Origin of the sequence: Marinobacter salexigens (assembly GCF_002806945.1) — a bacterium.
In the GTDB taxonomy this organism is placed as follows: Bacteria; Pseudomonadota; Gammaproteobacteria; order Pseudomonadales; family Oleiphilaceae; genus Marinobacter; species Marinobacter salexigens.
Genome location: NZ_NIHC01000006.1, coordinates 79,477 through 104,944, shown reverse-complemented (window position 1 = coordinate 104,944; position 25,468 = coordinate 79,477). Strand labels below are relative to the sequence as shown.

The following is a 25,468-nucleotide window of genomic DNA, read 5'->3' as shown; positions in this document are numbered from 1 at the left end:
TTATCTATATCGGTCGTAAGCACATGAATCACGAATCCCCGATCAAAAGACGCAAATCCCGCCAAATTATGGTTGGGAATGTACCCGTTGGCGGCGATGCGCCCATTGCCGTCCAGAGTATGACAAACACTAATACCTGTGATGTTGAGGCAACGGTTGGTCAGATTACTGCGTTGCAGGATGCAGGCGCCGATATTGTCAGGGTTTCGGTACCCTCAATGGAGGCGGCCGATGCGTTCGGAAAGATTCGCGAGCAAGTTTCTCTACCGTTGGTCGCAGACATTCACTTTGACCATAAAATCGCGCTTCGCGTTGCCGAACTGGGTGTGGATTGCTTGCGCATCAACCCGGGTAACATTGGCCGCGACGATCGGGTGAGCGCTGTAATCAGTGCTTGTCGGGAGCGCAATATCCCCATGCGCATCGGCGTAAATGCTGGCTCACTCGAGAAGGAGCTTCAGCGTAAATACGGTGAGCCCACGGCGGACGCACTGGTTGAATCGGCCATGCGTCATATCGATATTCTTGACCGGCATGACTTTCAGAATTTCAAAGTCAGCTTGAAGGCATCTGAAGTATTTATGACAGTGGATGCCTATCGCAAAATTGCAACGCAAATAGATCAACCCCTGCATCTGGGTATTACTGAAGCGGGTGGGCTCAGATCCGGCACTGTCAAGTCGTCGATCGGTCTTGGCATGCTGTTGATGGATGGTATCGGCGATACCATCCGAGTGTCTTTGGCAGCGGACCCGGTTCAGGAAATCAAAGTCGGTTTCGACATTCTCAAGAGCCTTCGCTTGCGTAGCCGCGGTATCAACTTTATTGCCTGTCCAAGCTGCTCGCGCCAGAACTTTGATGTTATTCAGACCATGAACGATTTGGAAGTGCGCCTGGAAGATGTAAATGACGCTCTGGATGTTGCCATTATCGGCTGTATTGTTAATGGTCCTGGAGAAGCCAAAGTGGCTGATATCGGACTGACCGGTGGCAGCCCCAAAAACCTGTTTTACAGGGATGGCAAGCCGAACCAGAAGCTTGATAATGCAAATCTTACCGATGACCTTGAGCGGCTGATTCGTGAAGAAATCGCCCGTAAAAAAGAACAGGAAGATGCCATTATTGCGCGTTCAGACAAGTAATCGCTCAGGCACTATTTTCCAGAAAGAATTAAGGGCTTACCTTGGCTAAAAAGATACAGGCAATACGCGGGATGAACGATATCCTGCCAGAACAGACACCCATCTGGCAGTTTGTTGAATCCACCGCGCGCAAAGTACTGCGGCAATATGGTTATCAGGAAATTCGGATGCCGATTGTGGAGCAGACCGATCTTTTCAAACGCTCCATTGGCGAAGTGACCGACATCGTTGAAAAGGAGATGTACACCTTTGAGGATCGCAATGGCGACAGCCTGACCCTCAGACCTGAGGGTACGGCTGGGTGTGTGCGTGCTGCTGAAGAGCACGGGTTGTTGTTCAATCAGACTCGCCGGCTATGGTATACCGGGCCTATGTTCCGGCATGAGCGTCCCCAAAAAGGGCGTTATCGCCAGTTTCACCAGATCGGTGTTGAGTGCTTTGGCATGCAGGGCCCGGATATTGATGCGGAACTGCTGATTCTTACCGCCAGGCTTTGGCAGGAGCTGGGCCTGTCCGATCATGCGCGCCTTGAAATCAACTCAATCGGCTCATCGGCAGCACGCAAGGAATTTCGTGGCGCTTTGGTGGGTTATCTGGGCCAATACAAAGCACAGCTTGATGAAGACAGCCAACGGCGACTTGATACCAATCCGCTTCGGATTCTGGATACGAAAGACCCGGGCACTCGCAAGTTGCTCACAGATGCACCACGCCTTGAAGATTATCTTGATGCAGAATCGCGTACGCATTTTGACCAGCTAAAACAGCTGCTGGATGCGGCCGGAATTGCCTACACCGTTAATCCAGCTCTTGTTCGTGGGCTCGATTATTACGGAAAAACAGTTTTTGAATGGGTAACCGACAGCCTGGGTGCGCAAGGTACTATCTGTGCAGGTGGTCGTTACGATGGTTTGGTTGAGCAGCTTGGCGGCAAGCCGACGACGGCTGTGGGTTTTGCTATGGGCCTCGAGCGTCTCATTCTATTGCTCGACACGCTGGGGCTGGTGCCGGAAGAGGCCAACAGCAATGCAGACGTTTATGTCACAGCCATGGGTGACGCTGCGGTTGCACCCGCAATGGCCCTTGCTGACACATTGCGAGACGAGCTCCAAGGCAGCGTCGTTATCAGCCATTGTGGTGGTGGCAGCTTTAAAAGCCAGATGAAAAAGGCACACAGAAGTGGCGCCCGGTACGCCGTGATTCTGGGCGACAATGAGTTGGAAAGTGCAACGGTGGGGCTCAAACCCCTGCGCTCGGATGAAGAGCAAAGCAGTGTGGCACAGAGTGATCTTGCAGCGGTGCTTGCGAAAGCCCTGGCAAACTGAATTCGTACCATTACAAAAGCAAAAATTTTACAGGAGTCATCATGGCGGAATTGCGCACCGAAGAAGAACAGGTACAGGCGATCAAGGATTGGTGGAAAAAAAATGGCAGCTCGCTGCTAATTGGCATCGGTGCCGCCCTTGCGATCGTGTTTGGTTGGCAGGCCTGGCAGAATCACCAGGAACAGCAGCAGGCCGAGGCAGCGAGCCAGTTTGCAACTTTGTTGAATGCCTTTGGTAATCAGGCAGATGATACAGCGGGAGAAACCGTCGCTTTTGTGGCAAATACACTGCGGGAAGATCACGGTGCCAGCGCCTATGCTGTGTATGGCAATCTGATTCTGGCTCGCCAGCAGCTTGTTGAAGGCAAGGATGCAGGTGCCGCCATAAGCTCACTTGAATGGGCGCTCGATAAGGCCAGTGGTCACAAGGCCCTGGCATTAGTGGTTCGAAACCGTCTGGCCCGTGCCCAGTTCTCTGCAGAACGTTACGATGATGCGCTGGCGACCATTGACGGTGCTGGCAGCATTGAAAGCACGGACGCCTTTGCGGCGATTTTCTCTGAGTTGCGCGGTGATATTCTACTAGTCCAGGGCGATAAGATCGGCGCCCGAGATGCGTATCTGGCAGCCCGTGAGCAAAACCAGCAAGGTCGCAGTGGTATTCTGGAGCTCAAACTGTCGGATCTTGGTGTTGGAGAGGGTGCCTGATGCGGTTTACTGGCAACAGACTGTTCCGGGCCGGTGTTTTCTCGGCCCTCGTGACAACACTGGGTTTAAGTGGATGTAGCACAACCGATACCTTTGAACAGCCGGTGCCGGTGCCTGACGTGGACACTACCGTAGCTTTCGATACTGTCTGGAGAATGTCCGTAGGTAAGGGGCATGATGATGACTTTCTGTATCTGGCACCTCTGAACGCGGGTGATTTGGTGTATGCGGTTTCCGCCAACGGACAACTGGTGTCTGTTGAAGCGGAGACAGGTAAACTGCAATGGAAGCGGAAGCTTGACGACCGAATCTTTGCCGGTGTCGGAGGGGATCTGGACCAGCTTTACCTGGTTACCCGTGAAGCCGACCTGCTGGCACTTTCCCGTGAAGATGGGCAGGAAATATGGCGTGCTGCCTTACCCACGGAAGCCTTGGCTACCCCACAGTCGAATGGCACCTTAGTGGTTACTCAAACTACCGATGGACGCGTGCTCGCATTTGACGTGGCCAGCGGTGAAAAGCGCTGGCAATACGATAGCGTGGTACCTGCGCTGTCTTTGCGTGCAGCGGCTGCGCCATTGGTTGGCGGAGATGTCGTGATTGCGTCGTTTTCCAACGGCAAACTCATGGCTTTGTCAGCGGAATCCGGACAGCCTCTGTGGCAGTACGAAGTAGGGCAGGCACAAGGGCGCACAGAACTTGAAAGGCTTGTAGATATTGCCGGCCAGCCATTGGTACTCGACACTGCAGTAATGGTATCAGGATACCAGGGTAAGCTGGCGCTGGTTGATATTCGTACCGGCCAGGAAATATGGAGCCGTAAGGCGTCGAGCCTGCAGGCCCCGATGGTTGGAGGAGCGAATATATACCTGGCTTCTGCAAACGGCGATGTTGTCGCCTATCGAGGCTCCGATCGCCGCGAGTTGTGGCTACAGGATGCTTTATCCTGGCGTCAGTTGACCCAGCCCGCCGTGTACAAAAATTACCTGGTAGTTGGCGATTACGAGGGCTATTTGCACGTGCTTTCCACGGAAGATGGACGCCTTGTAGGTCAGACACGATATGACCGAGATGGTGTCCGGGTACCGTTGCAACGCATGGCTAACGGCAACCTTATGGTTTACGGTAACGGCGGTAAGCTGTCTGTATTCACACTGAGGGAGCGGAACTGATCCGTTTGCCCTCAACGCTCTGTCCCCGGGACAGAGCCTAAATTAATTGCATAGCGACCCATTATGACTCCAGTAATTGCCCTTGTCGGCCGCCCAAATGTTGGCAAGTCGACATTATTCAACCAGATGACGCGTTCACGCGATGCTCTGGTGGCGGACTTTCCGGGTCTGACCCGGGACCGGAAGTACGGTGAGGGCACATACGAGGATCAGCGCTTCATCGTGATTGATACCGGCGGCCTGACGGGAGCCGAAGAAGGGCTGGATCTGGAGATGGCCCGGCAATCCATGCAGGCGGTAGATGAGGCGGACATTGTTCTGTTCCTGGTGGATGGCCGTGCAGGCCTTACGGCAGGTGACGAGATGATAGCGAATCACCTGCGCAAGTCTGGAAAACAGGCTCATCTGGTCGTAAATAAAACAGATGGTCAAGATCCGGATGTCGCGGCCGCTGAATTCTATAGCCTCGGCTTTTCATCAACCTTTATGGTTGCTGCTTCTCATAACCGTGGTATCCGCTCAATGCTGGAACTGCTTCTTCCGTCTGAGGAAGATCGGATTGCAGCCGACAGCGCGGACCGTTATCCGGGAATTCGAATTGGTATTGTCGGGCGCCCTAACGTAGGTAAATCGACACTGGTTAACAGGTTGTTGGGTGAAGAGCGGGTAGTTGTCTATGACATGCCTGGTACCACCCGTGACAGTGTTTACATCCCGTATGAGCGTCATGACAAGCAATACACACTTATTGATACCGCCGGCATTCGACGTCGCAAGAATGTTAGTGAGGTTGTAGAAAAGTTTTCCATCATCAAGACATTGAAGGCCATTGAAGATGCTCATGTGGTCATATTGGTGATTGATGCCCGTGAAGGATTGGTGGATCAGGATTTGCACCTGATTGGTTTTGTTCTTGATGCAGGGCGTTCACTGGTAATCGCGGTTAATAAGTGGGATGGAATGGATCCCGAGGACCGCGCCAAAGTAAAAGAACAGGTAAAGCGACGCCTTGATTTTCTGGATTATGCTGACAAACACTATATTTCTGCACTCCATGGCTCCGGCGTAGGCGTGTTGTACGAATCAGTGGACGCCTGCTACGAGTCCGCCATGGCGAAATGGCAAACTAACCGCCTGACAGCGATTCTGGAAGATGCCATCTCACAGCATCAACCACCTATGGTGCGCGGGCGCAGAATCAAGTTGCGCTATGCACACCAGGGCGGGTCTAATCCTCCGGTCGTTGTTGTGCACGGTAATCAGACGGACGCGTTGCCTGGCTCTTACAAGCGCTATCTGGAAAATACGTTTCGTAAAGTGCTGAAGGTGACAGGCTCTCCAATCCGGTTTGAGTTCCGTTCCAGTGAGAACCCCTTTGCTAATAAGGTTGATCGGAAAACGCCACGGCAGAGGGTTAAGCAGGATAATGATCTGAAGGCAGGGCGCCAAGTGAAAAAGACCCGCCAGAAAAGCACCAAACGCTGACAGGTCTGTATGTTGAGCGGGGCAGCTCACGCCAGCCCCGCATTCTCCACTTGTTTCGCCTGAACTGCCGTCAATGCGATGGTAAATACAATATCCTCTACCAAAGCACCCCTTGAAAGATCATTAACCGGCTTTCTTAAACCCTGAAGCATAGGCCCAATGCTGACCACGTTCGCGCTTCGCTGAACCGCCTTGTAGGTTGTGTTGCCTGTGTTGAGATCCGGGAAAATGAACACCGTTGCTTTTCCGGCAACCTTGCTATCGGGGGCTTTGCTCCTGGCAACGCTTTCGATTGCCGCAGCGTCGTATTGCAGAGGGCCATCAATCGCCAAGTCGGGCCGGCGTTCACGAGCAATTCTGGTTGCCTCTCGCACCTTCACTACATCGTGCCCACTTCCGGATTCGCCTGTGCTGTAGCTGATCATGGCGACCACTGGCTCCACACCAAATGCTTCAGCGGACTCGGCGCTCTGGATGGCAATATCGGCAAGTTCTTCTGCATTTGGATCAGGGTTAATTGCACAGTCTCCGTAAACTACCACCTGTTGTGGCAGTAACATGAAGAAAACTGACGACACCACGCGAGCGTGATCATGGGTCTTGATCAGCTGCAGGGCCGGGCGTACTGTGTTGGCGGTGGTGTGAATGGCACCGGAAACGAGACCGTCCGCCTCATCCAGAGCGACCATCATGGTGCCCAGTACCACGTTATCCTCTAACATCGCTTCGGCGATATCCGGGGCAAGCCCTTTGTGCTTGCGTAGATCCACCATGGCAGCGACATAGTTTTTGCGCACCTTGATCGGGTCAATGATCTCAATATCATCGGGCAGCTCAAAGCCTTGCGAGGTGGCAACATCACGAATTTCCGTTTCGTCGCCGATCAGAGCACAGCGTGCGATCTTGCGTTGGTGGCAGATGATTGCAGCCTGAACCGTGCGCGGTTCGCTGCCTTCTGGCAGGACGATCCGTTTGTTCGCAGCACGAGCACGCTCAGAGAGCTGGTAGCGGAATGCCGGAGGAGAAAGCCGGCTCTGCACTTCAACTCGAAGGTGTTCTTGCAGCCAGTCGGTATCAATCCTTGTTGCCACAGCTTCCATCGCCTTCTCAATCCGGTCTGGATCGTCAGTCGGGATCGCGGTGGACAGGTTCGCGAGCATCTGGGCGGTTTCATAGGTATTGGCTGGCGAGCTCAGAACCGGCAAACCTGTATGCAGTGCCCGGTAGCACAGATCAATAACGCGCTGATCCGGCATAAGCCCGCCAGTGAGCATCAGGCCGGCCAGGGGCACGCCATTCAATGCGGCAACGGCTGTTGTCACAATGATGTCTTCACGATCTCCGGGAGTGACCATCAGTGTGCCGGGCCCCAGAGTTTCTGTCATATTCCGGATAGAGCGCGCGCAGACGGATACTCTTTGAACCCTGCGAGTTTGCATCTGACCTTCATACAGTACCGGCACATCCAATTCTCTGGCGATATCAGAGACTCTCGGCGCCAACAAATCAGCCTGCCACGGAGTTTGTCCCAATAAGCGGAAGCGACCGTCCCGGAAAACCTTACATTTATTTTGGTAGTCGATGGTTTCATCTTCGGGCAGGGCGGTGGCACTATAAGGTTCCAGTCCCGACCTTTCGGGCTCACCGACTTTATTAAGAATAACAGCGATCACATCCTGCGCGGATATATCCGAAAACAGGCGCGCCGAGAAATCCAGTTCTTCATCCAGTTCGCTGGGGCTGCTCTTGCCCGGAGTGCTAACCAGCACAACCTCCGAACCGAGGTTGCGTGCAACTTCCACGTTAAGCCTTGCTATATAGGCTTCATGGCGATCTGGAACAAGGCCTTCAATGACCACTACATCAACATCTTTAGCAACTTTTTGGTACTCGCCAACCACAGACTCCATCAGCAGATCGGACTTACCACGGTTCAGCAAGTGCTGAGCCTTCTTCAGGGGGATGGGGTCGGGTGGCTGAAGATGGCTGCGTGAGCGTACAAAGGTAACTGATGCATCATTGCCATCAGTATGCAGCATTTCACCCTGATTAACCGACTGGCGAAAGGGTTTGTAGAATCCAACACTGATACCTACACGCTCCATGGCGCGTAATAAACCAAGGCAAACGGATGTGAGCCCTGAATCCATTGTTGTAGGTGCAATAAACAAGCTTTTGGCCATAAAAAGGGGTCCGGTCTCTCTTCTGATGAGTTCTGGGAGTAGGGGGTGGTTGTGAAATCAGCAGGCAGTCCAGCAACTTTGATTTAATAACTGGCGGCCAAGCGCGAAGCTTCGCGTGCAATGACGAGTTCTTCGTTGGTCGGAATAACGAGAACCGGGAATCGTGAATTGGCGTTCTCTATTCTGCCATTGCTTTCGCGCCCGTGATGCTCATTCTTGTCTGCATCCAGCTCGAACCCGAGCAGTTTCAGATGGCTCAGTGTTTTTTCCCGTACGCGATTACTGTTTTCACCAATGCCGCCGGTAAATACCAAGGCATCCAGGTCACTCAGTGAAGCCATCATGGCGCCCACGTACTTTGCCAGGCGGAAGCAGAATATGTCTATGGCAAGTGCAGAGGGCTCGTGCCCCTGATCGGCCAGCTCACAGAGAGTACGCATGTCGTTGGTTTTCCCCGAAATGCCAAGTAGCCCACTGTTTTTGTTGAGTACCTTGTGCACCTCGTCCAACTGCATGCCTCGCGAAGCCAGGTAGTCAAAAAGTCCGGGATCGATGTCACCGCTGCGTGTGCCCATTACCAGTCCTTCGAGCGGCGTCAGCCCCATGCTGGTGTCCACGCTCAAGCCATTCTTTATTGCTGCTATGCTGCACCCGTTGCCCAGGTGAGCTGAAATAATGGAAGTGGTTTCAAGGGTTTTATCAAGCAAGCGGGCCGCTTCATTAACCATGAAGAAATGGCTGGTGCCATGAAACCCGTAACGCCTCACACTCCAGTCCCTATAGTAGGATTCTGGTAACGCATAAAGGTAGGCATGTGGTGGGAGAGTCTGGTGATAAGCTGTATCAAATACTGCAACCTGCGGGATTTCAGGAAACTGTTCCCGGGTGGCTTCAATGCCGGCAAGGTTTACCGGGTTGTGGAGGGGTGCCAACCCTGCACAGTCGTTGATTGCTTCCACGACACCATCGTTAATAAGAACCGCTTCGCGAAAAGTTTCTCCTCCATGCACTACACGGTGCCCAATAGAGGTAGGGGCTGCAGACACCAGCCGCCGCTCACGAAACGCCAACACCAAAGCTATCAGGGCCTGCTTGTGGTTAGCACTGCGCGGCAGTGGGACAGTACGGTCGTCGCCATCGATTCGCGCAAATGCGTCGGGCCCGCTTAGTCGCTCCGCTATCGCAGATGCGAGCTTGTTTTCATTTTCGTCGAATAGCGCAAGTTTCAGAGACGAGCTGCCGCAGTTAACGACAAGAATGGATTGTTTCATGTTTCTCTGGTTCCCTGAGTGTCACGTTTGTGTCTGGTGATTGGCTTCGAGCCATTCACTAAACTCCCCGGTTGGGAGTGGACGACTATAGAAGTAGCCTTGGGACATATCACAGCCTTCCTGGGTCAGAAAGTTGGCTTGTGATTCCTCCTCAACGCCTTCGGCTATAGTCTTCAGTCCCAAGCTGTGAGCCATATTGATTATTGCACATACGAGGGAAGTACCCTCTGGTGTATTGGTTACATCGTGAATGAATGTTTTGTCAATTTTCAGAGAATCAAACGGATAAGTTTTAAGGTAACTGAGAGCGGAGTAGCCAGTGCCGAAATCGTCCACCGACAGGCGAACACCTGCGCGGTCCAGCTCTCTCAGGATTTCTGCCGTTTCAATTGAATTATCGAGCAGCAGGCGCTCGGTGATTTCCAGTTCCAGTAACTCGGGTGACAGACCATTGTGAGACAGCGCACTCATAATGGCGTTGATGAAGCCAACGTCACGGAACTGTCGTGGAGACACGTTTACCGATATGCCAATGTCTCGGCCGGTTATGGTTTTCCAGCGGACAGCAGCAAGGCAGGCTTGCTCAAGCACCCATTCACCGATACCAATAATAAGCCCGGTTTCTTCAGCCAGAGGAATAAAGCGATCTGGCATAATCATACCCATAACGGGATTGTTCCAGCGTAGTAGTGCCTCCGCAGCACGAACTTCACCCGTAATCATATCCACAATAGGCTGAAAATAAAGCTCAAATTCGTTTAGCTCCAGCGCCCTCCGCATGCGGGATTCCATTTGTAGGCGCTCATGGGATATCTGGGACATTTCCGGGGTGAAGTGCGCGTAAGAACTCTTTCCTTGTCGTTTGGCTTGGTACATTGCTGCATCTGCATGCTGCAGAAGCGTGCCGGAATTATCAGAATCTTTGGGGAACACCGCAATGCCAATGCTAGTGGTAACAAATACTTCCTGACCATTGAGGGTATAGGCCGGGGTAAAGTTTTCAAGAATGCGTTCGGCTACCTGAGAAGCGGAACCCGATCCGCTAAGCCCCGGTAGGATAACAAGGAACTCATCTCCTCCAAGCCTTGCAACAGTGCTGCTGCCACGCAGGCAGCTCGAGATTCGCCTGGCAGCCTCAATCAACAGGTTGTCGCCAGCATCGTGGCCCAGGGTATCGTTGATGTGCTTGAAGTTATCAAGGTCGAGAAACATGACCCCCACCATGGAGCTTTCCCGGCGTGCCTGAGCCAAGGCGAGCTTGAGCCGATCCAACGCCAGCATTCGGTTGGGGAGACCGGTCAGGACATCGTAGTTCGCCTGGCGCAATAACTGCTGCTCATAGCGCTTTCGGATGCTGATGTCCTCGCCGAGAATAAGGTAGCCCGTGGCATCGCCGCTGCTATCCTTTATGGGTGTAACGATCAACTGCTCCCAGAACCGCTCACCATTACGCCGAGTGCTGTTGACTTCACCCTGCCAGACGCCCACACGCTGAACCTGTAAACGGATTGCTTGCCAGAGCTGCCGGTTGTCATGGTTTTCAACATTGTTATTGCTGAGCGCGCCAGGGTGGCGACCAACAATAGATTCGGAGCTGTAACCTGTGAGCTGGGTGAACTTACGGTTGGCAAACTCGACCCGCCACTGACGATCACATATAACAACCGAGGATGGGCTTTGTTCGATCGCCTTGGAGAACTTGTGAATCTCGGCAGCATCTTTCTCTTGGCGTTCCATGTCGGCATTCAGGCGAACGCGCATCTGATTAATTGCTTCAGTTACACGCCCGATTTCATCATTGCGATGTGAGGCGGTGTCGGGACGGTCCAGAGTAAGGGGGGTGCCGAGATTTTTCAGGGATATATCTTTCGCGTAGTTGGCCATGGCTGTTAGATGGCGAGCTACAAAATGCTGGAATACCCAGACAATCAGGATCGCCACGAAAAACGTTTTCAGGAACTCGGTAGTCAGAATAATGCCGACTTTTACCTTGAGATCATCATAAACGCGATCCAGATTGGCCGTTACGGTCAGTTCGCCGAGTTTGAATACGCCATTACTCTCATGCACCAGATCGAACTTGTGGGATTTAGTGTCAGTCCCTCGGGTAATTTCCCCCATAACCAGTTCTGAGTCCGGCTCAATGTTAAGCCTGATATGAGCAATATCTGGCAAGCTGAGTATGCCTTCCATCTGTGTCTGAAGCAGTTTCTTGTCGAGTGCCCAAAGGCTTCTGGCAAGGCTGGAGGCGTACCCGGATTCAACCACATGCATACGGCTGTCGATCTGGGAGAGCTCTTTGCGGTAATCAGAATATATTTGTATGGCAGATGCAATCAGGGAGAATATTGAGCTGAACAGAAGTATCCAAGCAAGCAGCCTGTAGGACAGGGGAGAGCCCGAGCGAAAACGTTGAAAGCGTGTCGGCAGTTTCGGCATTTTTGTACTTCAGCCATCCAGACCTGTTGATGTTCACGGGTGTCCTATTATGCGTCGACTATAGCAGTCCTACCTACCAAATACCCTGAAAAGCCACGCAAAACAGAGAGATTAATGTTCGGTTTTGTAGCCGTAGTTTTCGCGTTCAGGAGTGATGCTTCTATTGATCTGGATCAACATGGGTATTCGGCAGTGACGTAACCTGAGGATAATCAAGTTTGGAAGGAGTGGTGAAACGTTATGTATATGGACGCTGTAGTTTTTGCTGGAATTGCGACTGTACTTTTGATGGTTGTATTTTTTATTGGTGTGGGAGTTTTCGTGATGCGAGATCAGAAAGCACATGATGACATTCAGGCCAAGAAGGATGTTGGCGCTGGAGGTAAGGTCGCCTGAGTTTGGCGCCATTGGAAAATGGTGAGATGAGCGAATTCTGCTTCGTAGGTGTTCTGTGAAGTAGAAATGGCGTCCCCTAGGGGGTTCGAACCCCTGTTGCCGCCGTGAAAGGGCGGAGTCCTAGGCCACTAGACGAAGGGGACGCAACGCTTCAAAACCTTGCCTCGTCGAGGTGGCGCGTATATTAAGTAAGCCATCACAAGCTGTCAACGCTTTTGTGATAAAAAAAGCGAAGATTATCCTGTGGCGTCTTCAAGTGCCTCTGTGAGTGTGGGGTAGCGAAACTCGAATCCTGAATTAATCAGCCTTGCTGGCACCGCTTGTTGGCCAGTTAATAAAAGATGTGACATGGAACCCAGAACAATTTTGAGGACTGGCGCCGGCGCAGGAAGTATCGCCGGCCGTTTGAGAGTGCTTGCAAGGCAGCGGGTGAACTCTCTGTTGGTGATTGGGCTGGGACTAACCACATTGTAGGCGCCTGAGGCATCTGGTGTTTCCAGCATCCAGATAAGAGCTGCAACCACATCGTCGCGATGGATCCAGGGCATGTACTGGTAGCCAGCTCCCAATCGGCCACCTAGCCCGAGTTTGAATGGCAAAATCATTCGCTGCAGAAAGCCACCTCCGGGCCCAACTACGATACCTGTTCTGGACAAGCATATCCGCACACCTGAAGATTCAAGTTTGAGAGCGGCATTTTCCCAGTCTCTGCATAGTTGATGGGTAAACTCATTGTGAGGTGCGGTATCTTCGGTAACCCGGGCGCTGCCCTGATCGCCATAAAAGCCAACGGCGGAGCCGGAAACCATGACCTTTGGAGGTTTAGCCCAGGTATTGATGATTTCTGTGAGGGTATTAGTCAAGCCAATACGACTATCCCGTAATGTCTGTTTACGCTCGGCAGTCCAGCGTTTGTCGGCGATGCCTTCACCTGCGAGGTTGATTACGGCATCGTAACCGGCATCGGATCTCAGGTTTTCAAGGTTATTGATTGCGTCGACCTGGCCACACAAGGAGTGCACTTTGTCTGCCGGTTGCCGACTTAAAACAGTGAGCTTGTAGTCGCGGCAAAGCAGTTCGCTGCAAAGCACGCCGCCGATAAAGCCCGTGCCACCGGTAATCAGTACGCGCTTGTTCATGGTTTTTCTCCTTATTGCCCGGCGTTGGGGTCAAGCTGCAGTGCGACTACGTCTTTGATCGCCAGCCCCAAAAGAGGATTCTCTCCAATAGGGGGGCTCAGCGTGATGCTGGCGCCAGTGGATTTCTCAAGCTCAGCGATCATGGCTGGCACATCTTTGCGCAGGTGGCGTCCGGCCGCCAAAAACAGAGGTACAACCGTAAATTCCCGGTTTCCCGTTGCTACACCTTCATGAACAACAGCCTCCAGAGATGGCGCTGCCAGCTCCATATATGCAATTCTCGAGTTGGTTACAGCCTTCAGTGTAGGCTCAGCAAGGGTTTCGAATGTCTCGCACCAGCGCTTGTCGCTGCTGCCGTGGGCCAACAGGATAATGCGGCGACTGCTCATGAACGCTCTCCGATCGTCAGTTAAAAGTGCTTGTCGTAATTTTGGTTGCTGGCCGGTATTCTCTGCCAGTCCCGTCAATCAAGATAACAGGGTGTTCTCTAATGTTCGATTGGAAAGAGATACTGGATTTCTGGTTCGGAGAATTAGACGAAAATGGGTTACCTGACAGCCACCACCGAAATCGGTGGTTTCAATCGAACCGCAAGTTTGATCAGGAAATTCGCCGCCGTTTTTTTTCCATGGTTCTGTTCGCATCAGAACAAGGGCTTGACCATTGGCGCAAGCACGCCGGAGGTCGGTTGGCGGAGATTATTTTGCTCGATCAGTTTACAAGAAACATATATAGGGGAGTTGGGTTGGCGTTTGAGCAGGACAAGCTCGCCAACAAGCTCTGCAAGGAAGCTATGCACAAGGGGTGCGATGTTGCACTCCCGCCAATTCAAAGGGCATTCATTTATATGCCGCTGCAACATTCTGAGCGTTTGGATGATCAGGGTCTGTCAGTTGAGTGTTACGGTCAGTTGGTCGCTTCTACAGAGGGGGTGCTTCAGGAATTTTTGAAAAGCTTTCTTCACTCGGCGCAGGATCACCAGGAAATTATTGAACGTTTTGGCCGGTTCCCCCACAGAAACCAGGCGCTCGGGCGACCCTCGACAGAGGCGGAAGATGAGTATTTACGTACCGCTCAGCGATTTGGCCAATAAAATATTGGAAAAAAAGTTGACGAAAGGGGTGGGATGCGTAGAATACATCTCCGTTGTCAGCGCAAGCTGGCCAACACTGCGGGAATAGCTCAGTTGGTAGAGCACGACCTTGCCAAGGTCGGGGTCGCGAGTTCGAATCTCGTTTCCCGCTCCAAATTCCGGAAACCCGGCCTCGAAAGAGGTCGGGTTTTTTGTTTTTGGGTATACTGGCTGCCTCGCCCATCTTAAACACTGGCTCCGGAGGCGCGCCTTGAAAGTCCATTCGCTCTACGTGTATCCCGTTAAATCCCTGGCTGGTATTCAGGTGCCGTATTTTGAGATCGACGACTTTGGCCCGAAAGGTGATCGGCGCTGGATGATTGTGGATGGTGAGCGCCGTTTCGTAACCCAGAGAGAAATACCCGGGATGGCCAGGATAACCACGTCGTTCACCGGAGATGCGGTAAGTGTTCATATTCCGGGTGAGGGCGATTTCATATTGCAACAGACTGATCAAGAGTTGCGAGTGCTTGTCTGGCGCGACTGGGTAAAGGCTGTTGAAGGTGAAGCATCTGCCAGTGCTGCGCTAAGCCGTTTTTGCGGCAAAGAGTTGCGCTTCGTTTATATGCCGGACTCCTCGTTTCGCCGGGTGGACGCCGGGCGTGTCACTGAATACCGTCGAGTAGGTTTTGCTGATGGTTTCCCGTTTTTGATAACCAACCTGGCATCACTGAATGAATTGAGCAGTCGCCTTGATGCATCGGTGGATATGCGCAGGTTTCGACCCAATATAGTTATCCACGGGCCGGCGCCGTGGCAGGAAGATCACTGGCATGCTCTTGAAATCGGGGAGACCCGTTTCGATATTGTAAAACCAAGCTCCCGTTGCATTGTTACCACTGTTGACCCGGACACCGGAGTAAAAGATCCAGGCATGCAGCCTCTGAGAGAGCTTTCTGGTTACCGAAGAGCGCCAGATGGTGTGATTTTTGGCCAGAATGCCATTCACGAATCCCCCGGGGTTGTCCATCTGGATGATTCCGTCACTGTTATTGAATCGGAGTAGAACACAACGTGTCATTGTTAACGCTGGACTCGATTTCCCTGGCTTACGGTATGCACCCGTTGCTTGACCAGGCATCATTAGCTATCGATGCCGGAGAGCGTGTGTGCCTGTTGGGCAGAAATGGCGAGGGCAAGTCCACACTGCTCAAAATTGTCAGCGGTGAGGTCATTCCGGATGGCGGCACAGTGCGCCTGGAAGATGGCGCCGTGCTGGCGGTTCTGCCTCAAAACCTGCCCTCTGACGACACCAGAACGGCGTACGAGGTTGTTGCCGGTGCCTTCCCGGAAACCGGTCAGTTATTGGCAGAGTTCCATACCCTTACACAGCAAGTGGATGAAGCAAGCCTTGATCGTATGATGAAGGTGCAAGAGCGCATCGAAGCTCTTGATGGATGGATGCTTGATCAGAAAGTTAGTGGCATTCTTGCGCAATACGGAATAGACCCGGATCAGCGGCTCAATACTCTTTCCGGGGGCTGGCAACGGCGAGTTTTGCTAGCCCGAGCCCTTGTTGGAGAGCCGGACATTCTTTTGCTTGACGAGCCTACCAACCATCTTGATGTTCCAGCAATTGCCTGGCTTGAGGAGGCACTTGGGGCTTTCCGTGGCGCCATGCTGTTTGTAAGTCACGATCGGGCGTTCATACGAAGCATGGCCACCCGGGTAGTAGAATTGGACCGCGGCAAGCTGATTAGCTTTGCCGCTTCTTATGATCGTTATCTCGAGCTAAAGGAAAAAGCGCTCGAAGAGGAGGAGCGGGATAACGCACTTTTTGATAAGCGCCTTAAGCAGGAAGAAGCCTGGATTCGCCAAGGCATTAAAGCTCGTCGTACTCGTAATATGGGGCGGGTCAGGGCGCTCAAGGCGATGCGGGAAGAACACCGGCAGCGTAGGGTGCGGGGCGGAACAGCAAGCTTTGCGGTAGAGGATGCCGCGCGCTCGGGCAAGCTGGTTGTTGAGGCGGTTGATGCCGGCTTCGCCTATCCGGATGGAAGGCCGATTATTCGTGATATGAATCTCACCGTGCTCCGTGGAGATAAAATTGGCCTTGTCGGTGAGAACGGAACGGGTAAAACCACCTTGGTGCGCCTGTTATTGGGCGATCTTGCACCGACAGAGGGTAGTGTGCGCCTGGGCACTAACCTGCAGGTTGCCTACTTTGACCAGCTCCGGGGAGAGCTCGATCTTAGCCGTAACGCCCTTGATAACCTGTCAGAAGGACGGGAGTTTATTGATATCAACGGTCAGAGCAAGCATGTGCTTGGGTATTTGCAGGAGTTTCTATTTACGCCCGAGCGCGCAAGATCGCCTGTGCGGGTATTTTCCGGGGGAGAGCGGGCAAGGCTTTTGTTGGCAAAATTGTTCAGTAAACCGGCAAACATTCTGGTGCTTGATGAGCCGACCAACGATCTGGACGTAGAAACTCTTGAGCTGCTTGAAGAGCAGCTCTCCGAGTTTGCGGGCACTGTCATTGTTATCAGTCACGACCGTGAGTTTCTGGACAATGTTGTAACGGAAACAGTCTTCCTGGATGGCTCGGGCCGTGTGCGTGAGTATGTGGGTGGATACAGTGATTGGCGTCGCCAGGGCGGGCGCTTCCCGGCTGAGGCAGCGGGCGTGCGCCCCGATCAGCACGACAAGGCACTCAAATCTGTAAAGCAGAACAGCACCACGAAACAGGACAGTTCTTCGGCAAAGACCGGGCTGGGGAAAAGTGCTATGCAGGATGGCGCTGGGAGCAAAGCCAAGCCTGTCAAACTAAGCTATAAGCTGAAGCTTGAGCTGGAGCAGTTGCCAGGTCAGATAGAAGTACTGGAACAGGAGGTTGCGAGCATTCAAGAACGCATCGCTATTCCTGACTTTTATGCTGGGGACTCAGAAGAGGTGGCGGCCACTCTGGAGGAGCTGGAGCGGAAGGAGGCCAGCTTGGAGAAGGTAATTGAAAGGTGGATGGAGTTGGAAGAGCAGGCGACTGGCTGATCTTTTAGCATACAATAAAAAGCCCGGTGGCAGTTCATGCCCCGGGCTGTGTTTTCGACATCTGATACTGCCAGGTGCCTCAGCGGATTCTGATCGCCAGCACATCGCATTCAGTGCCGTGTAATACGCCGTTGGCCGTTGAGCCCAGTAACAGCTGGAAGCCTTTTCGACCGTGGCTACCCACGACCACAAGATCAACAGCCTGCTCTTTAACCAAGCGGTGTATCTCTGACTCCGGACGACCAACGGTAACAATCTGGTGGGCCTTATCGATGCCCAAGCGCTCACCATAGGCAGCAAGCTGTTCCCGCGCGGCTTTGCCAAGTTGCTCCTGAAGTTCTGTCAGATCCATCGGAATATCGCCACCATAGGCGTATCCTACGGGCTCGACAACGTGCACCAGAACCAGGTTTGCGCCATGAGCTTCGCTCATGATTTTTGCTTTCTCCAGAACCTGCGGTGCTTCTTCAGTAAGATCGATGGCAACAAGCATCTTTTTGTAGGCAGACATCCCTAACTCCTTAATGTATCTACTTTGCTACAGCATAGTACGCGTGCCCGACCAGGGGAAGGGCTCGCGCAGCATTTAGGCGCTTTGTTGGAGAAGCGGGATTGCCGCTGTCAGACTCTCCAGGATGCGTTTTGAGTACCTGTCGATTACAAAGCCTACATTGTTTTCATTATAGTTGATGTATGAGCCACGGATGAACTGCCATTTTGCGTGGACATCGCTCAACAATGCCTCTAGCTCACCTTCGGTTTCACCCTTGCTCATTTCTCCAAGCAGCGTGTCGAACTCTCTGGCCTGCTCGTCGAGTGGTGTTCCTGTGGCAGCTCCCTGAAATGTCTGGGCTACGGATGAGTTGGTTCGTACGGAGTACCTGGCCATCATCTGGGCAATTTTTACGGCACCCATCCTGGCAGCTTCAACCCGCCGGCTGGTCACTGCTTGAGAGTTCTCTTGAGCCATCTGATACAAATCAGTAGCCATGTTATTCATCTCCACGGCCTGGTCAGCCATGTCTGAAACCAGTCGAAGGTCGGGGTAGCCGGTGTTACGCACATCGTTAATGTTGTCGCGCATCAGGCTTTTGAATTTGCCAAACTCTCCATTGAGGCTTGCAACTTGCGCTTTGGACAAGCCACCAGTTGTGCTTGCGGTGACAAAATTCATGGAATCGTTGGCTGAGTTGATACCCGCCACGATCTCATTCAAGGTATCAGTGCTGCCAGATCCGATGAACCGGTAATATGCATCCAGGGCAACGTAGTTGTTAACACGAAAATTGTGCAGTTGGGCAAGGAAGTCGTCAGACTCCTGAGCCTTGACGCTTATAGAGGTAAGCAGAAATAAAAACAGCGAGGCTACCAGTGAGGCGCGGGTGCCCCGGTAAGTGGTTTTCATCGGACAGATTCTCCGTAAAGCGTTTATTATTGTGTACCAAAGTCGTAGATCGAAGGTAAAGTAAGTTTTCCGGTCGATCAAGCAGTTTTGGTATGTAACGCATTGTAATGAAACTATCTTGTACTGAGATACCAAGCAAAAATCCGCATATTATGTAAGTTCCACTAAGAAACAAATTGACAAACGTGCCGTTTTTACACATCGTGTGCCCTCACGATTCAAACGACTGTATGAATTATTGGGTCGCTTGATCGGGCAGTGACCGAAATCTCGCTGCACAAAACAACTCAGGTAACGCCTCAAGCGGGCTGTCCAGAGTTGGAGGCAGTTCCAAACACAGACTGGAGATCAGTTGATGATTTACGAAGGTAAAGCCATCACGGTTAAAGAGATCGAAGGCGGGATCGCTCAGTTGGACTTCGACTTGCAAGGCGAGTCGGTAAACAAGTTCAACCGTCTTACCATTGAAGAGCTCCACGCCGCGACTGATGCGCTAAAAGCGCAGAAGAAACTCAAGGGTCTGGTAGTCACCAGTTCCAAAGACAGTTTCATTGTTGGTGCCGACATTACAGAGTTTTCCGACCTGTTTGCCGGTTCTGAAGAAGATCTGGTTGCCAACAACCTGCAGGCAAATGCCATTTTCAGCGCGGTAGAAGACCTACCGTTCCCGACCGTAACGGCTATCAACGGCATTGCGCTGGGTGGCGGGTTTGAAATGTGCCTGGCAACAGACTTCCGGGTTATGGCTCCCAAGGCAAAAGTAGGCCTGCCAGAAGTCAAGCTGGGTATTTTCCCGGGCTTTGGCGGTACTGTTCGTTTGTCCCGCCTTGTAGGTGTGGATAACGCCGTTGAGTGGATTTGTGGCGGTGCAGAAAACCGTGCCGACGCTGCCCTCAAAACTGGCGCTGTTGACGCAATCGTTGAGCCAGAAAAGCTCGTTGAAGCTGCTGTTGCCATTATTAACCAGTGCAACGAAGGCAAGCTTGACCACGAAGCCCGTCGCGAAGAGAAAAAAGGCAAGATCAAGCTGAATGCCATGGAAAGCATGATGGCATTTGAGATCTCCAAGGCGTTTGTTGGTGGCAAAGCGGGTAAGAACTACCCAGCACCAGTAGAAGCTATCAAGGTGATGCAGAAGCACGCTGGCATGACTCGCGATAAGGCGATCGAAGTTGAAGCGAAAGGCTTTGCCAAAATGGCGAAGACTAACGTTGCAGCTTGCCTGGTAGGCTTGTTCCTGAACGATCAGGAACTGAAAAAGAAAGCCAAGGCGTGGGAAAAAGAAGCGTCTGACGTAAAACTGGCTGCTGTATTGGGTGCTGGTATCATGGGTGGTGGTGTGGCTTATCAGTCTGCACTGAAAGGCACGCCGATCATCATGAAGGACATTAACCAGGATGGTATTACCCTGGGTCTGAATGAAGCCAAGAAACTGCTGACCAAGCGTGTTGATAAAGGCCGCATGAAGGCAGGTCAGATGGCTGACGTTCTCAACAGCATTACTCCAACTCTTAACTACGGCGATTTCAAAAACGTAGATCTGGTTGTTGAAGCCGTTGTTGAAAATCCGAAAGTTAAAGATGCGGTTCTGCGTGAAGTAGAGGATGCGGTTCGTGAAGACGCCATTCTGACGTCTAACACCTCGACCATTTCCATCGACCTTCTGGCCAAGAATCTGAAGCGTCCGGAAAACTTCTGCGGTATGCACTTCTTCAACCCGGTGCACATGATGCCGCTGGTTGAGGTTATCCGTGGTAAGAAGACCAGTGATCGCGCGGTCGCAACCACTGTGGCTTACGCCAAGGCAATGGGTAAGACCCCTATCGTTGTAAACGATTGCCCGGGCTTCCTGGTTAACCGCGTTCTGTTCCCTTACTTTGGCGGTTTTGTTGGCCTGGTACGTGACGGTGCGGACTTCCAGAAAGTCGATAAGGTTATGGAAAAATTCGGCTGGCCTATGGGCCCAGCATACCTGCTGGACGTTGTTGGCATGGATACCGGCAAGCACGCTGGTGAAGTAATGGCTGACGGCTTCCCGGATCGTATGAAGCACGCAGAAACCACAGCTATCGACGTAATGTTTGAAAACAACCGTTACGGTCAGAAGAATGACCTTGGTTTCTACAAGTACGAGCTGGACCGTAAGGGTAAGCAGAAGAAGGTTGTCGACGAAGAGACCTACAAGCTGCTTGAGCCGGTTGTTCAGGGTAAGAACGAGTTCAGCGACGAAGACATCATTGCTCGCATGATGCTTCCTTTGTGCCTTGAAACCGTTCGCTGCCTGGAAGACGGCATTGTTGAAGACCCGGCTGACGCCGATATGGGTCTGATCTTCGGCATCGGCTTCCCGCCGTTCCGTGGAGGCGCCCTGCGTTATATCGACGATATGGGTGTCGACAAGTTTGTTGAGCTGGCAGATAAGTATGCAGATCTTGGTCCTTTGTATCACCCGACTGAGAAGCTGCGTGAAATGGCCAAAACTGGTGAAAAGTTCTTTGGTTAACCCTGAACGAGATTTCCGAACGGAGAAAGATCTATGAGCCTTAATCCGAGAGACGTTGTCGTCGTCGATTGCGTGCGGACTCCGATGGGTCGTGCCAAAAATGGTTGTTTCCGCCATGTGCGTGCGGAAACCCTGTCGGCTACGCTGATCGATGCGCTTTTCGAGCGTAATCCGAAGCTCGACCCGAAAGAAGTTGAAGATGTGATCTGGGGCTGTGTAAACCAGACCAAAGAGCAGGGCTTTAACGTGGCGCGGCAGATTTCCTTGCTGACCCGTATCCCTCATGAATCTGCAGCCCAGACTGTAAACCGTCTGTGTGGATCTGCCATGAGCGCAATCCATACGGCAGCTCAAGCCATCATGACCGGCAACGGCGATGTGTTTGTGGTTGGTGGTGTAGAGCACATGGGCCATGTACCCATGACGGAAGGTTTCGACCACAACCCGGCTGCTTCCAAATACACTGCTAAAGCCTCAAACATGATGGGTCTGACTGCAGAAATGTTGGCTAAAATGCACGGCATTACCCGTCAGCAGCAGGATGAGTTTGGTGCTCGCTCGCACCGTCTGGCCCATGAAGCGACCCTCGAAGGCCGTTTCAAGAACGAAATCGTGCCTGTTGAAGGTCACGACGAGAATGGCTTCAAGGTGCTGATTGAGCATGATGAGACTATTCGCCCCGATACCACTGCGGAATCCCTTGGCCAGCTTAAGCCGGCTTTTGATCCAAAGAACGGTACGGTAACGGCGGGTACTTCTTCTCAGCTGACTGACGGTGCTTCCGCGATGGTGCTGATGTCTGCAGAGCGCGCAGAAGCCTTGGGTCTGAAGCCGATTGCTAAGATTCGCAGCATGGCAGTTGCTGGCTGTGATCCCGCAATCATGGGCTACGGGCCTGTACCGGCAACCAAAAAGGCACTTAAGCGTGCAGGCCTGAAAGTTGAAGATATCGACTTCTGGGAACTGAACGAAGCCTTTGCCGGTCAGTCTTTGCCAGTACTGAAAGACCTGAAACTGCTGGGTGTTATGGAAGAGAAGGTTAACCTGAACGGCGGCGCGATTGCTCTTGGGCATCCGCTGGGCTGCTCCGGTGCTCGTATCTCTACCACCCTACTGAACGTGATGCAGGCCAAAGGCGGTAAGCTTGGTGTATCCACCATGTGTATCGGCTTGGGTCAGGGCATCGCAACGGTCTGGGAGCGCCTGTAATTCGCTAGGCGGATTCAGCAACGCTTCTATGAAAGGCCCGGCTTCTGCCGGGCCTTTCTGGTTTCAGGGTGGCCATACGTTGCTTCCCGAAAACTTGAAAAATGCATGACTGAAACAAAGAATGGGTTGTCTTGCTATTCCTGACCCTGTAAAACAGTGAGCCTATACATAATGGCGGCTCCTATAGTTTTTCCAGCCGATTGATTTTACAGCGAGTTTACGGTCTGCTTGTTTACCGGCCGATTTATCGCAAAGGATACAGATCTCCGATATGGGTAAAAGTCTCGTAATTGTCGAGTCACCAGCGAAAGCGAAGACCATCAACAAGTACCTGGGCTCTGACTTCATCGTAAAGTCCAGTGTTGGGCACATTCGTGATCTCCCTGTTAGTGGCAGCGGATCCCAGTCCGATCCGAAAGAACGCGCCAGGCAGGCGGCGATCACTCGCAAGCTCAGCCCGGAAGATAAGGTTGCGCACAAAAAGCGTAAAGCACGGGAACAGTTGGTTGCCCGGATGGGGGTTGATCCCGATGATGACTGGAGTGCCCGGTATGAAGTTCTTCCTGGCAAGGAAAAGGTCGTCAGCGAGCTGAAGCGCCTTGCCAAGAATGCCGACCACATTTATCTGGCGACGGATCTTGACCGCGAAGGGGAGGCCATTGCGTGGCATCTCAAACAGGCTATCGGCGGCGAGCCTGAAAAGTATCGCCGTGTAGTGTTTAACGAAATCACCAAGCGAGCTATCCAGGAAGCATTCGAGCATCCGGGAAGTCTCGATACTAATCAGGTGAACGCACAACAAGCCCGCCGCTTTCTTGATCGGGTAGTGGGTTACATGGTGTCGCCGTTGCTTTGGGCCAAGCTTGCCCGTGGTTTGTCGGCAGGCCGTGTTCAGTCAGTCGCTGTGCGCCTGATTGCAGAGCGCGAGCGGGATATCCGGGTGTTTGTGCCGGAAGAATACTGGCAGTTATTCGCCGGTCTTGGTGCCAAAGCCAACCCTAAACCAGTGCGGTTTGAGGTGACTCGCTACAACGATAAGCCTTATCGTCCGGTTAGCGAGCAGCAGAGCAATGAGCACGTAGAGCGCCTTAAAGCAGGCAGCTTTGAGGTGGCCAAGCGGGAAGATAAACCCACTAAGTCCCGTCCAGGTGCGCCTTTTATTACTTCGACCTTGCAGCAGGCTGCAAGTAACCGTATGGGGTTCAGCGTCAAGAAAACCATGATGTTGGCCCAGCGCCTTTATGAGGCGGGTTATATTACCTACATGCGTACTGATTCCACTAACCTGAGCCAGGATGCGATCAACAGCTGTCGCGATTACATCAAGGATCAGTTTGGTGATCGTTATCTGCCAGAGAAGCCAAAGGTATATGGCAGTAAAGAGGGCGCTCAGGAAGCTCACGAGGCAATTCGCCCAACGGAGGTGACTCGGCAGGCATCCGCGATTAGTGGCCTTGAAAAAGACGCTGAGAGGCTCTACGACCTGATTTGGCGTCAGTTCGTTGCTTGCCAGATGTCAGAAGCAGAGTTCTTGAGCACGTCTATTGTTGTCGCTAACGGTGACTACGAGTTACGTACCCGTGGTCGCATCATCAAGTTCGAGGGCTTTCTCAAGGTCGCCCCTCAGTCTGCCAAAAAAGAAGAAGATGTTGCTTTGCCAGACATCAAGGTAGGGGAGGCTCTGAGTCTCGACAAACTTGAGCCAAGCCAGCACTTTACCAAGCCGGCGCCGCGCTACACGGAAGCAAGTCTGGTAAAAGAGCTTGAAAAACAGGGCATTGGTCGGCCATCTACCTACGCATCGATTATCTCCACTATTCAGGATCGGGGTTATGTGCGCCTGCAGAATCGGCGCTTCTATGCTGAAAAGATGGGTGAGATTGTCACCGAAAGGTTGTGTGAATCCTTTTCCAACCTGATGGACTTCGATTTCACTGCCAAGATGGAAGGCGATCTGGATCGCATCGCTTTAGGTGATGTGGAATGGAAGAAGGTTCTTAACGACTTTTACGCCAACTTCCGTCAACAACTGGAATCTGCAGAGGCGGCTGATGGTGAGGGCGGGATGCGCCCGAACGATCCGACAGAAACTAACATTCCTTGTCCAACGTGCGGTCGTAACATGCAGATTCGTGTTGCAAGTACAGGTGTGTTCTTGGGTTGCTCCGGCTATTCGCTGCCGCCTAAAGAGCGCTGTAAAACCACGATCAACCTGGTGTCAGGCGATGAAGTGGTCAGTGCCGACGATGACGTTGAAGGCGAGGGCGAAACCAGGCTGTTGCGCAAAAAGCGCCGTTGCCCTAAATGCTCCACAGCCATGGACAGTTATCTGGTGGATGAGACCCGTAAACTACACGTATGCGGTAATAACCCCGACTGTTCCGGTTACGAAGTGGAAGAAGGTACTTTCCGGATAAAAGGCTACGATGGCCCGACTCTGGAATGCGACAAGTGTGGCTCTGAGATGCAGCTGAAAACGGGCCGGTTTGGCAAGTATTTTGGTTGTATGAGTGACACCTGTAAAAACACCCGCAAGCTCTTGAAGAGTGGGGAGCCGGCGCCACCTAAAATGGATCCGGTGCCCATGCCTGAGTTGAAGTGCCAGAAGGTGGACGACACCTATGTGTTGCGTGATGGCGCGTCAGGAATGTTTTTGGCGGCCAGCAAATTCCCGAAAAACCGTGAAACTCGCCCGCCTCTGGTTATGGAAATCAAACCACATCGGGATGAAATCGATCCGAAGCATGCATACCTGATGGAGGCCCCGGAGCGTGACCCGGAGGGGAATCCTACGGTCATCCGGTATAGCCGAAAGACCAAAGAGCAGTATGTAATGTCTGAAAAAGACGGTAAGGCTACGGGTTGGTCGGCGTGGTATGTGGATGGGAAGTGGGTACCTCGCACCAAAAAATAGCGGGGTAGTCGCTTCAAGGGTGAAAAAGAGGTCAGAGTTCCGGCTCTGACCTCTTTTAGTT

Annotated in this window: 19 protein-coding genes and 2 tRNA genes; 13 read left to right on the top strand and 8 right to left on the bottom strand. The window is 52.5% G+C overall.

Translation table 11 applies throughout. From position 1 onward, the window contains the following. The first annotated feature begins 23 nt into the window (after positions 1-23). From ispG to der, 5 genes are all read left to right on the top strand, one after another. Complete coding sequence (gene ispG / locus CDH47_RS12720; RefSeq protein ID WP_100640278.1) at positions 24-1,142, top strand: flavodoxin-dependent (E)-4-hydroxy-3-methylbut-2-enyl-diphosphate synthase; 1,119 nt, start codon at positions 24-26, stop codon at positions 1,140-1,142. A 41-nt stretch (positions 1,143-1,183) separates the two neighbouring features. Then, the gene (gene hisS, locus CDH47_RS12715) at positions 1,184-2,467 is read left to right on the top strand and encodes a histidine--tRNA ligase (protein WP_153045481.1); all 1,284 of its coding nucleotides are present in this window, start codon (positions 1,184-1,186) and stop codon (positions 2,465-2,467) included. 41 nt (positions 2,468-2,508) lie between these two features. Next, positions 2,509-3,174 (top strand): YfgM family protein, encoded by a 666-nt coding sequence (locus CDH47_RS12710; protein WP_100640276.1) that lies wholly within the window; start codon positions 2,509-2,511, stop codon positions 3,172-3,174. Next, positions 3,174-4,346: an outer membrane protein assembly factor BamB gene (bamB, locus tag CDH47_RS12705; RefSeq protein ID WP_100640275.1), complete on the top strand. Its 1,173-nt coding sequence runs from the start codon at positions 3,174-3,176 to the stop codon at positions 4,344-4,346. The genes CDH47_RS12710 and bamB overlap by 1 nt, the downstream gene beginning before the upstream one ends. A gap of 63 nt (positions 4,347-4,409) precedes the next feature. Continuing rightward, positions 4,410-5,831 carry a ribosome biogenesis GTPase Der gene (der, locus tag CDH47_RS12700; protein WP_100640274.1) on the top strand — a complete coding sequence of 474 codons (1,422 nt, stop codon included), beginning with the start codon at positions 4,410-4,412 and terminating at the stop codon, positions 5,829-5,831. A 26-nt stretch (positions 5,832-5,857) separates the two neighbouring features. Here the strand turns inward: der and pta are convergent, their stop codons facing one another. The 3 genes from pta to CDH47_RS12685 all read right to left on the bottom strand — a co-directional run bounded on the left by pta (position 5,858) and on the right by CDH47_RS12685 (position 11,724). Continuing rightward, the gene (pta, locus tag CDH47_RS12695) at positions 5,858-8,014 is read right to left on the bottom strand and encodes a phosphate acetyltransferase (protein ID WP_100640273.1); all 2,157 of its coding nucleotides are present in this window, start codon (positions 8,012-8,014) and stop codon (positions 5,858-5,860) included. An 83-nt stretch (positions 8,015-8,097) separates the two neighbouring features. Continuing rightward, positions 8,098-9,285, bottom strand: coding sequence for an acetate/propionate family kinase (locus tag CDH47_RS12690; RefSeq protein WP_100640272.1), 1,188 nt, complete (start codon positions 9,283-9,285; stop codon positions 8,098-8,100). Positions 9,286-9,306: 21 nt separating this feature from the next. After that, positions 9,307-11,724: a bifunctional diguanylate cyclase/phosphodiesterase gene (locus CDH47_RS12685; RefSeq protein WP_100640271.1), complete on the bottom strand. Its 2,418-nt coding sequence runs from the start codon at positions 11,722-11,724 to the stop codon at positions 9,307-9,309. A gap of 240 nt (positions 11,725-11,964) precedes the next feature. On the opposite strand from CDH47_RS12685, the gene ccoM reads away from it, so the two are divergent. Next, a complete protein-coding gene (gene ccoM / locus CDH47_RS17585) occupies positions 11,965-12,120 on the top strand; it encodes a cytochrome c oxidase subunit CcoM (protein WP_193601657.1) in 156 nt (51 codons plus the stop codon). Between the two features lie 67 nt (positions 12,121-12,187). Here the strand turns inward: ccoM and CDH47_RS12680 are convergent. From CDH47_RS12680 to CDH47_RS12670, 3 genes are all read right to left on the bottom strand, one after another. Beyond that, positions 12,188-12,263, bottom strand: a tRNA-Glu gene (locus tag CDH47_RS12680). 93 nt (positions 12,264-12,356) lie between these two features. Further along, on the bottom strand, positions 12,357-13,259 hold the full coding sequence (locus CDH47_RS12675) for a TIGR01777 family oxidoreductase (RefSeq protein ID WP_100640270.1): 903 nt from the start codon (positions 13,257-13,259) through the stop codon (positions 12,357-12,359). An 11-nt stretch (positions 13,260-13,270) separates the two neighbouring features. Then, a complete protein-coding gene (locus CDH47_RS12670; RefSeq protein WP_100640269.1) occupies positions 13,271-13,648 on the bottom strand; it encodes a sirohydrochlorin chelatase in 378 nt (125 codons plus the stop codon). 101 nt (positions 13,649-13,749) lie between these two features. Here CDH47_RS12670 and CDH47_RS12665 point away from each other — a divergent pair, with 101 nt between their 5' ends. From CDH47_RS12665 to CDH47_RS12650, 4 genes are all read left to right on the top strand, one after another. Continuing rightward, positions 13,750-14,352, top strand: coding sequence for a DUF924 family protein (locus CDH47_RS12665; protein WP_100640268.1), 603 nt, complete (start codon positions 13,750-13,752; stop codon positions 14,350-14,352). Positions 14,353-14,430: 78 nt separating this feature from the next. Beyond that, positions 14,431-14,506 (top strand) — tRNA-Gly (locus tag CDH47_RS12660). A 96-nt stretch (positions 14,507-14,602) separates the two neighbouring features. Then, entirely contained in the window at positions 14,603-15,397 is a 795-nt protein-coding gene (locus CDH47_RS12655; protein ID WP_100640267.1) for an MOSC domain-containing protein, read from the top strand. Between the two features lie 8 nt (positions 15,398-15,405). Further along, positions 15,406-17,376, top strand: coding sequence for an ATP-binding cassette domain-containing protein (locus CDH47_RS12650; RefSeq protein WP_100640266.1), 1,971 nt, complete (start codon positions 15,406-15,408; stop codon positions 17,374-17,376). Positions 17,377-17,455: 79 nt separating this feature from the next. Here the strand turns inward: CDH47_RS12650 and CDH47_RS12645 are convergent, their stop codons facing one another. After that, positions 17,456-17,887: a universal stress protein gene (locus CDH47_RS12645; RefSeq protein WP_100640265.1), complete on the bottom strand. Its 432-nt coding sequence runs from the start codon at positions 17,885-17,887 to the stop codon at positions 17,456-17,458. A 75-nt stretch (positions 17,888-17,962) separates the two neighbouring features. After that, positions 17,963-18,781, bottom strand: a complete 819-nt coding sequence (locus CDH47_RS12640; RefSeq protein ID WP_100640264.1) for a hypothetical protein — start codon at positions 18,779-18,781, stop codon at positions 17,963-17,965. 355 nt (positions 18,782-19,136) lie between these two features. Here CDH47_RS12640 and fadB point away from each other — a divergent pair, with 355 nt between their 5' ends. From fadB to topA, 3 genes are all read left to right on the top strand, one after another. Then, positions 19,137-21,284: a fatty acid oxidation complex subunit alpha FadB gene (gene fadB, locus CDH47_RS12635; protein WP_100640263.1), complete on the top strand. Its 2,148-nt coding sequence runs from the start codon at positions 19,137-19,139 to the stop codon at positions 21,282-21,284. Positions 21,285-21,317: 33 nt separating this feature from the next. Further along, complete coding sequence (gene fadA / locus CDH47_RS12630) at positions 21,318-22,493, top strand: acetyl-CoA C-acyltransferase FadA (protein WP_100640262.1); 1,176 nt, start codon at positions 21,318-21,320, stop codon at positions 22,491-22,493. A gap of 271 nt (positions 22,494-22,764) precedes the next feature. Further along, positions 22,765-25,407 (top strand): type I DNA topoisomerase, encoded by a 2,643-nt coding sequence (gene topA / locus CDH47_RS12625; RefSeq protein ID WP_100640261.1) that lies wholly within the window; start codon positions 22,765-22,767, stop codon positions 25,405-25,407. Positions 25,408-25,468: the final 61 nt, after the last annotated feature.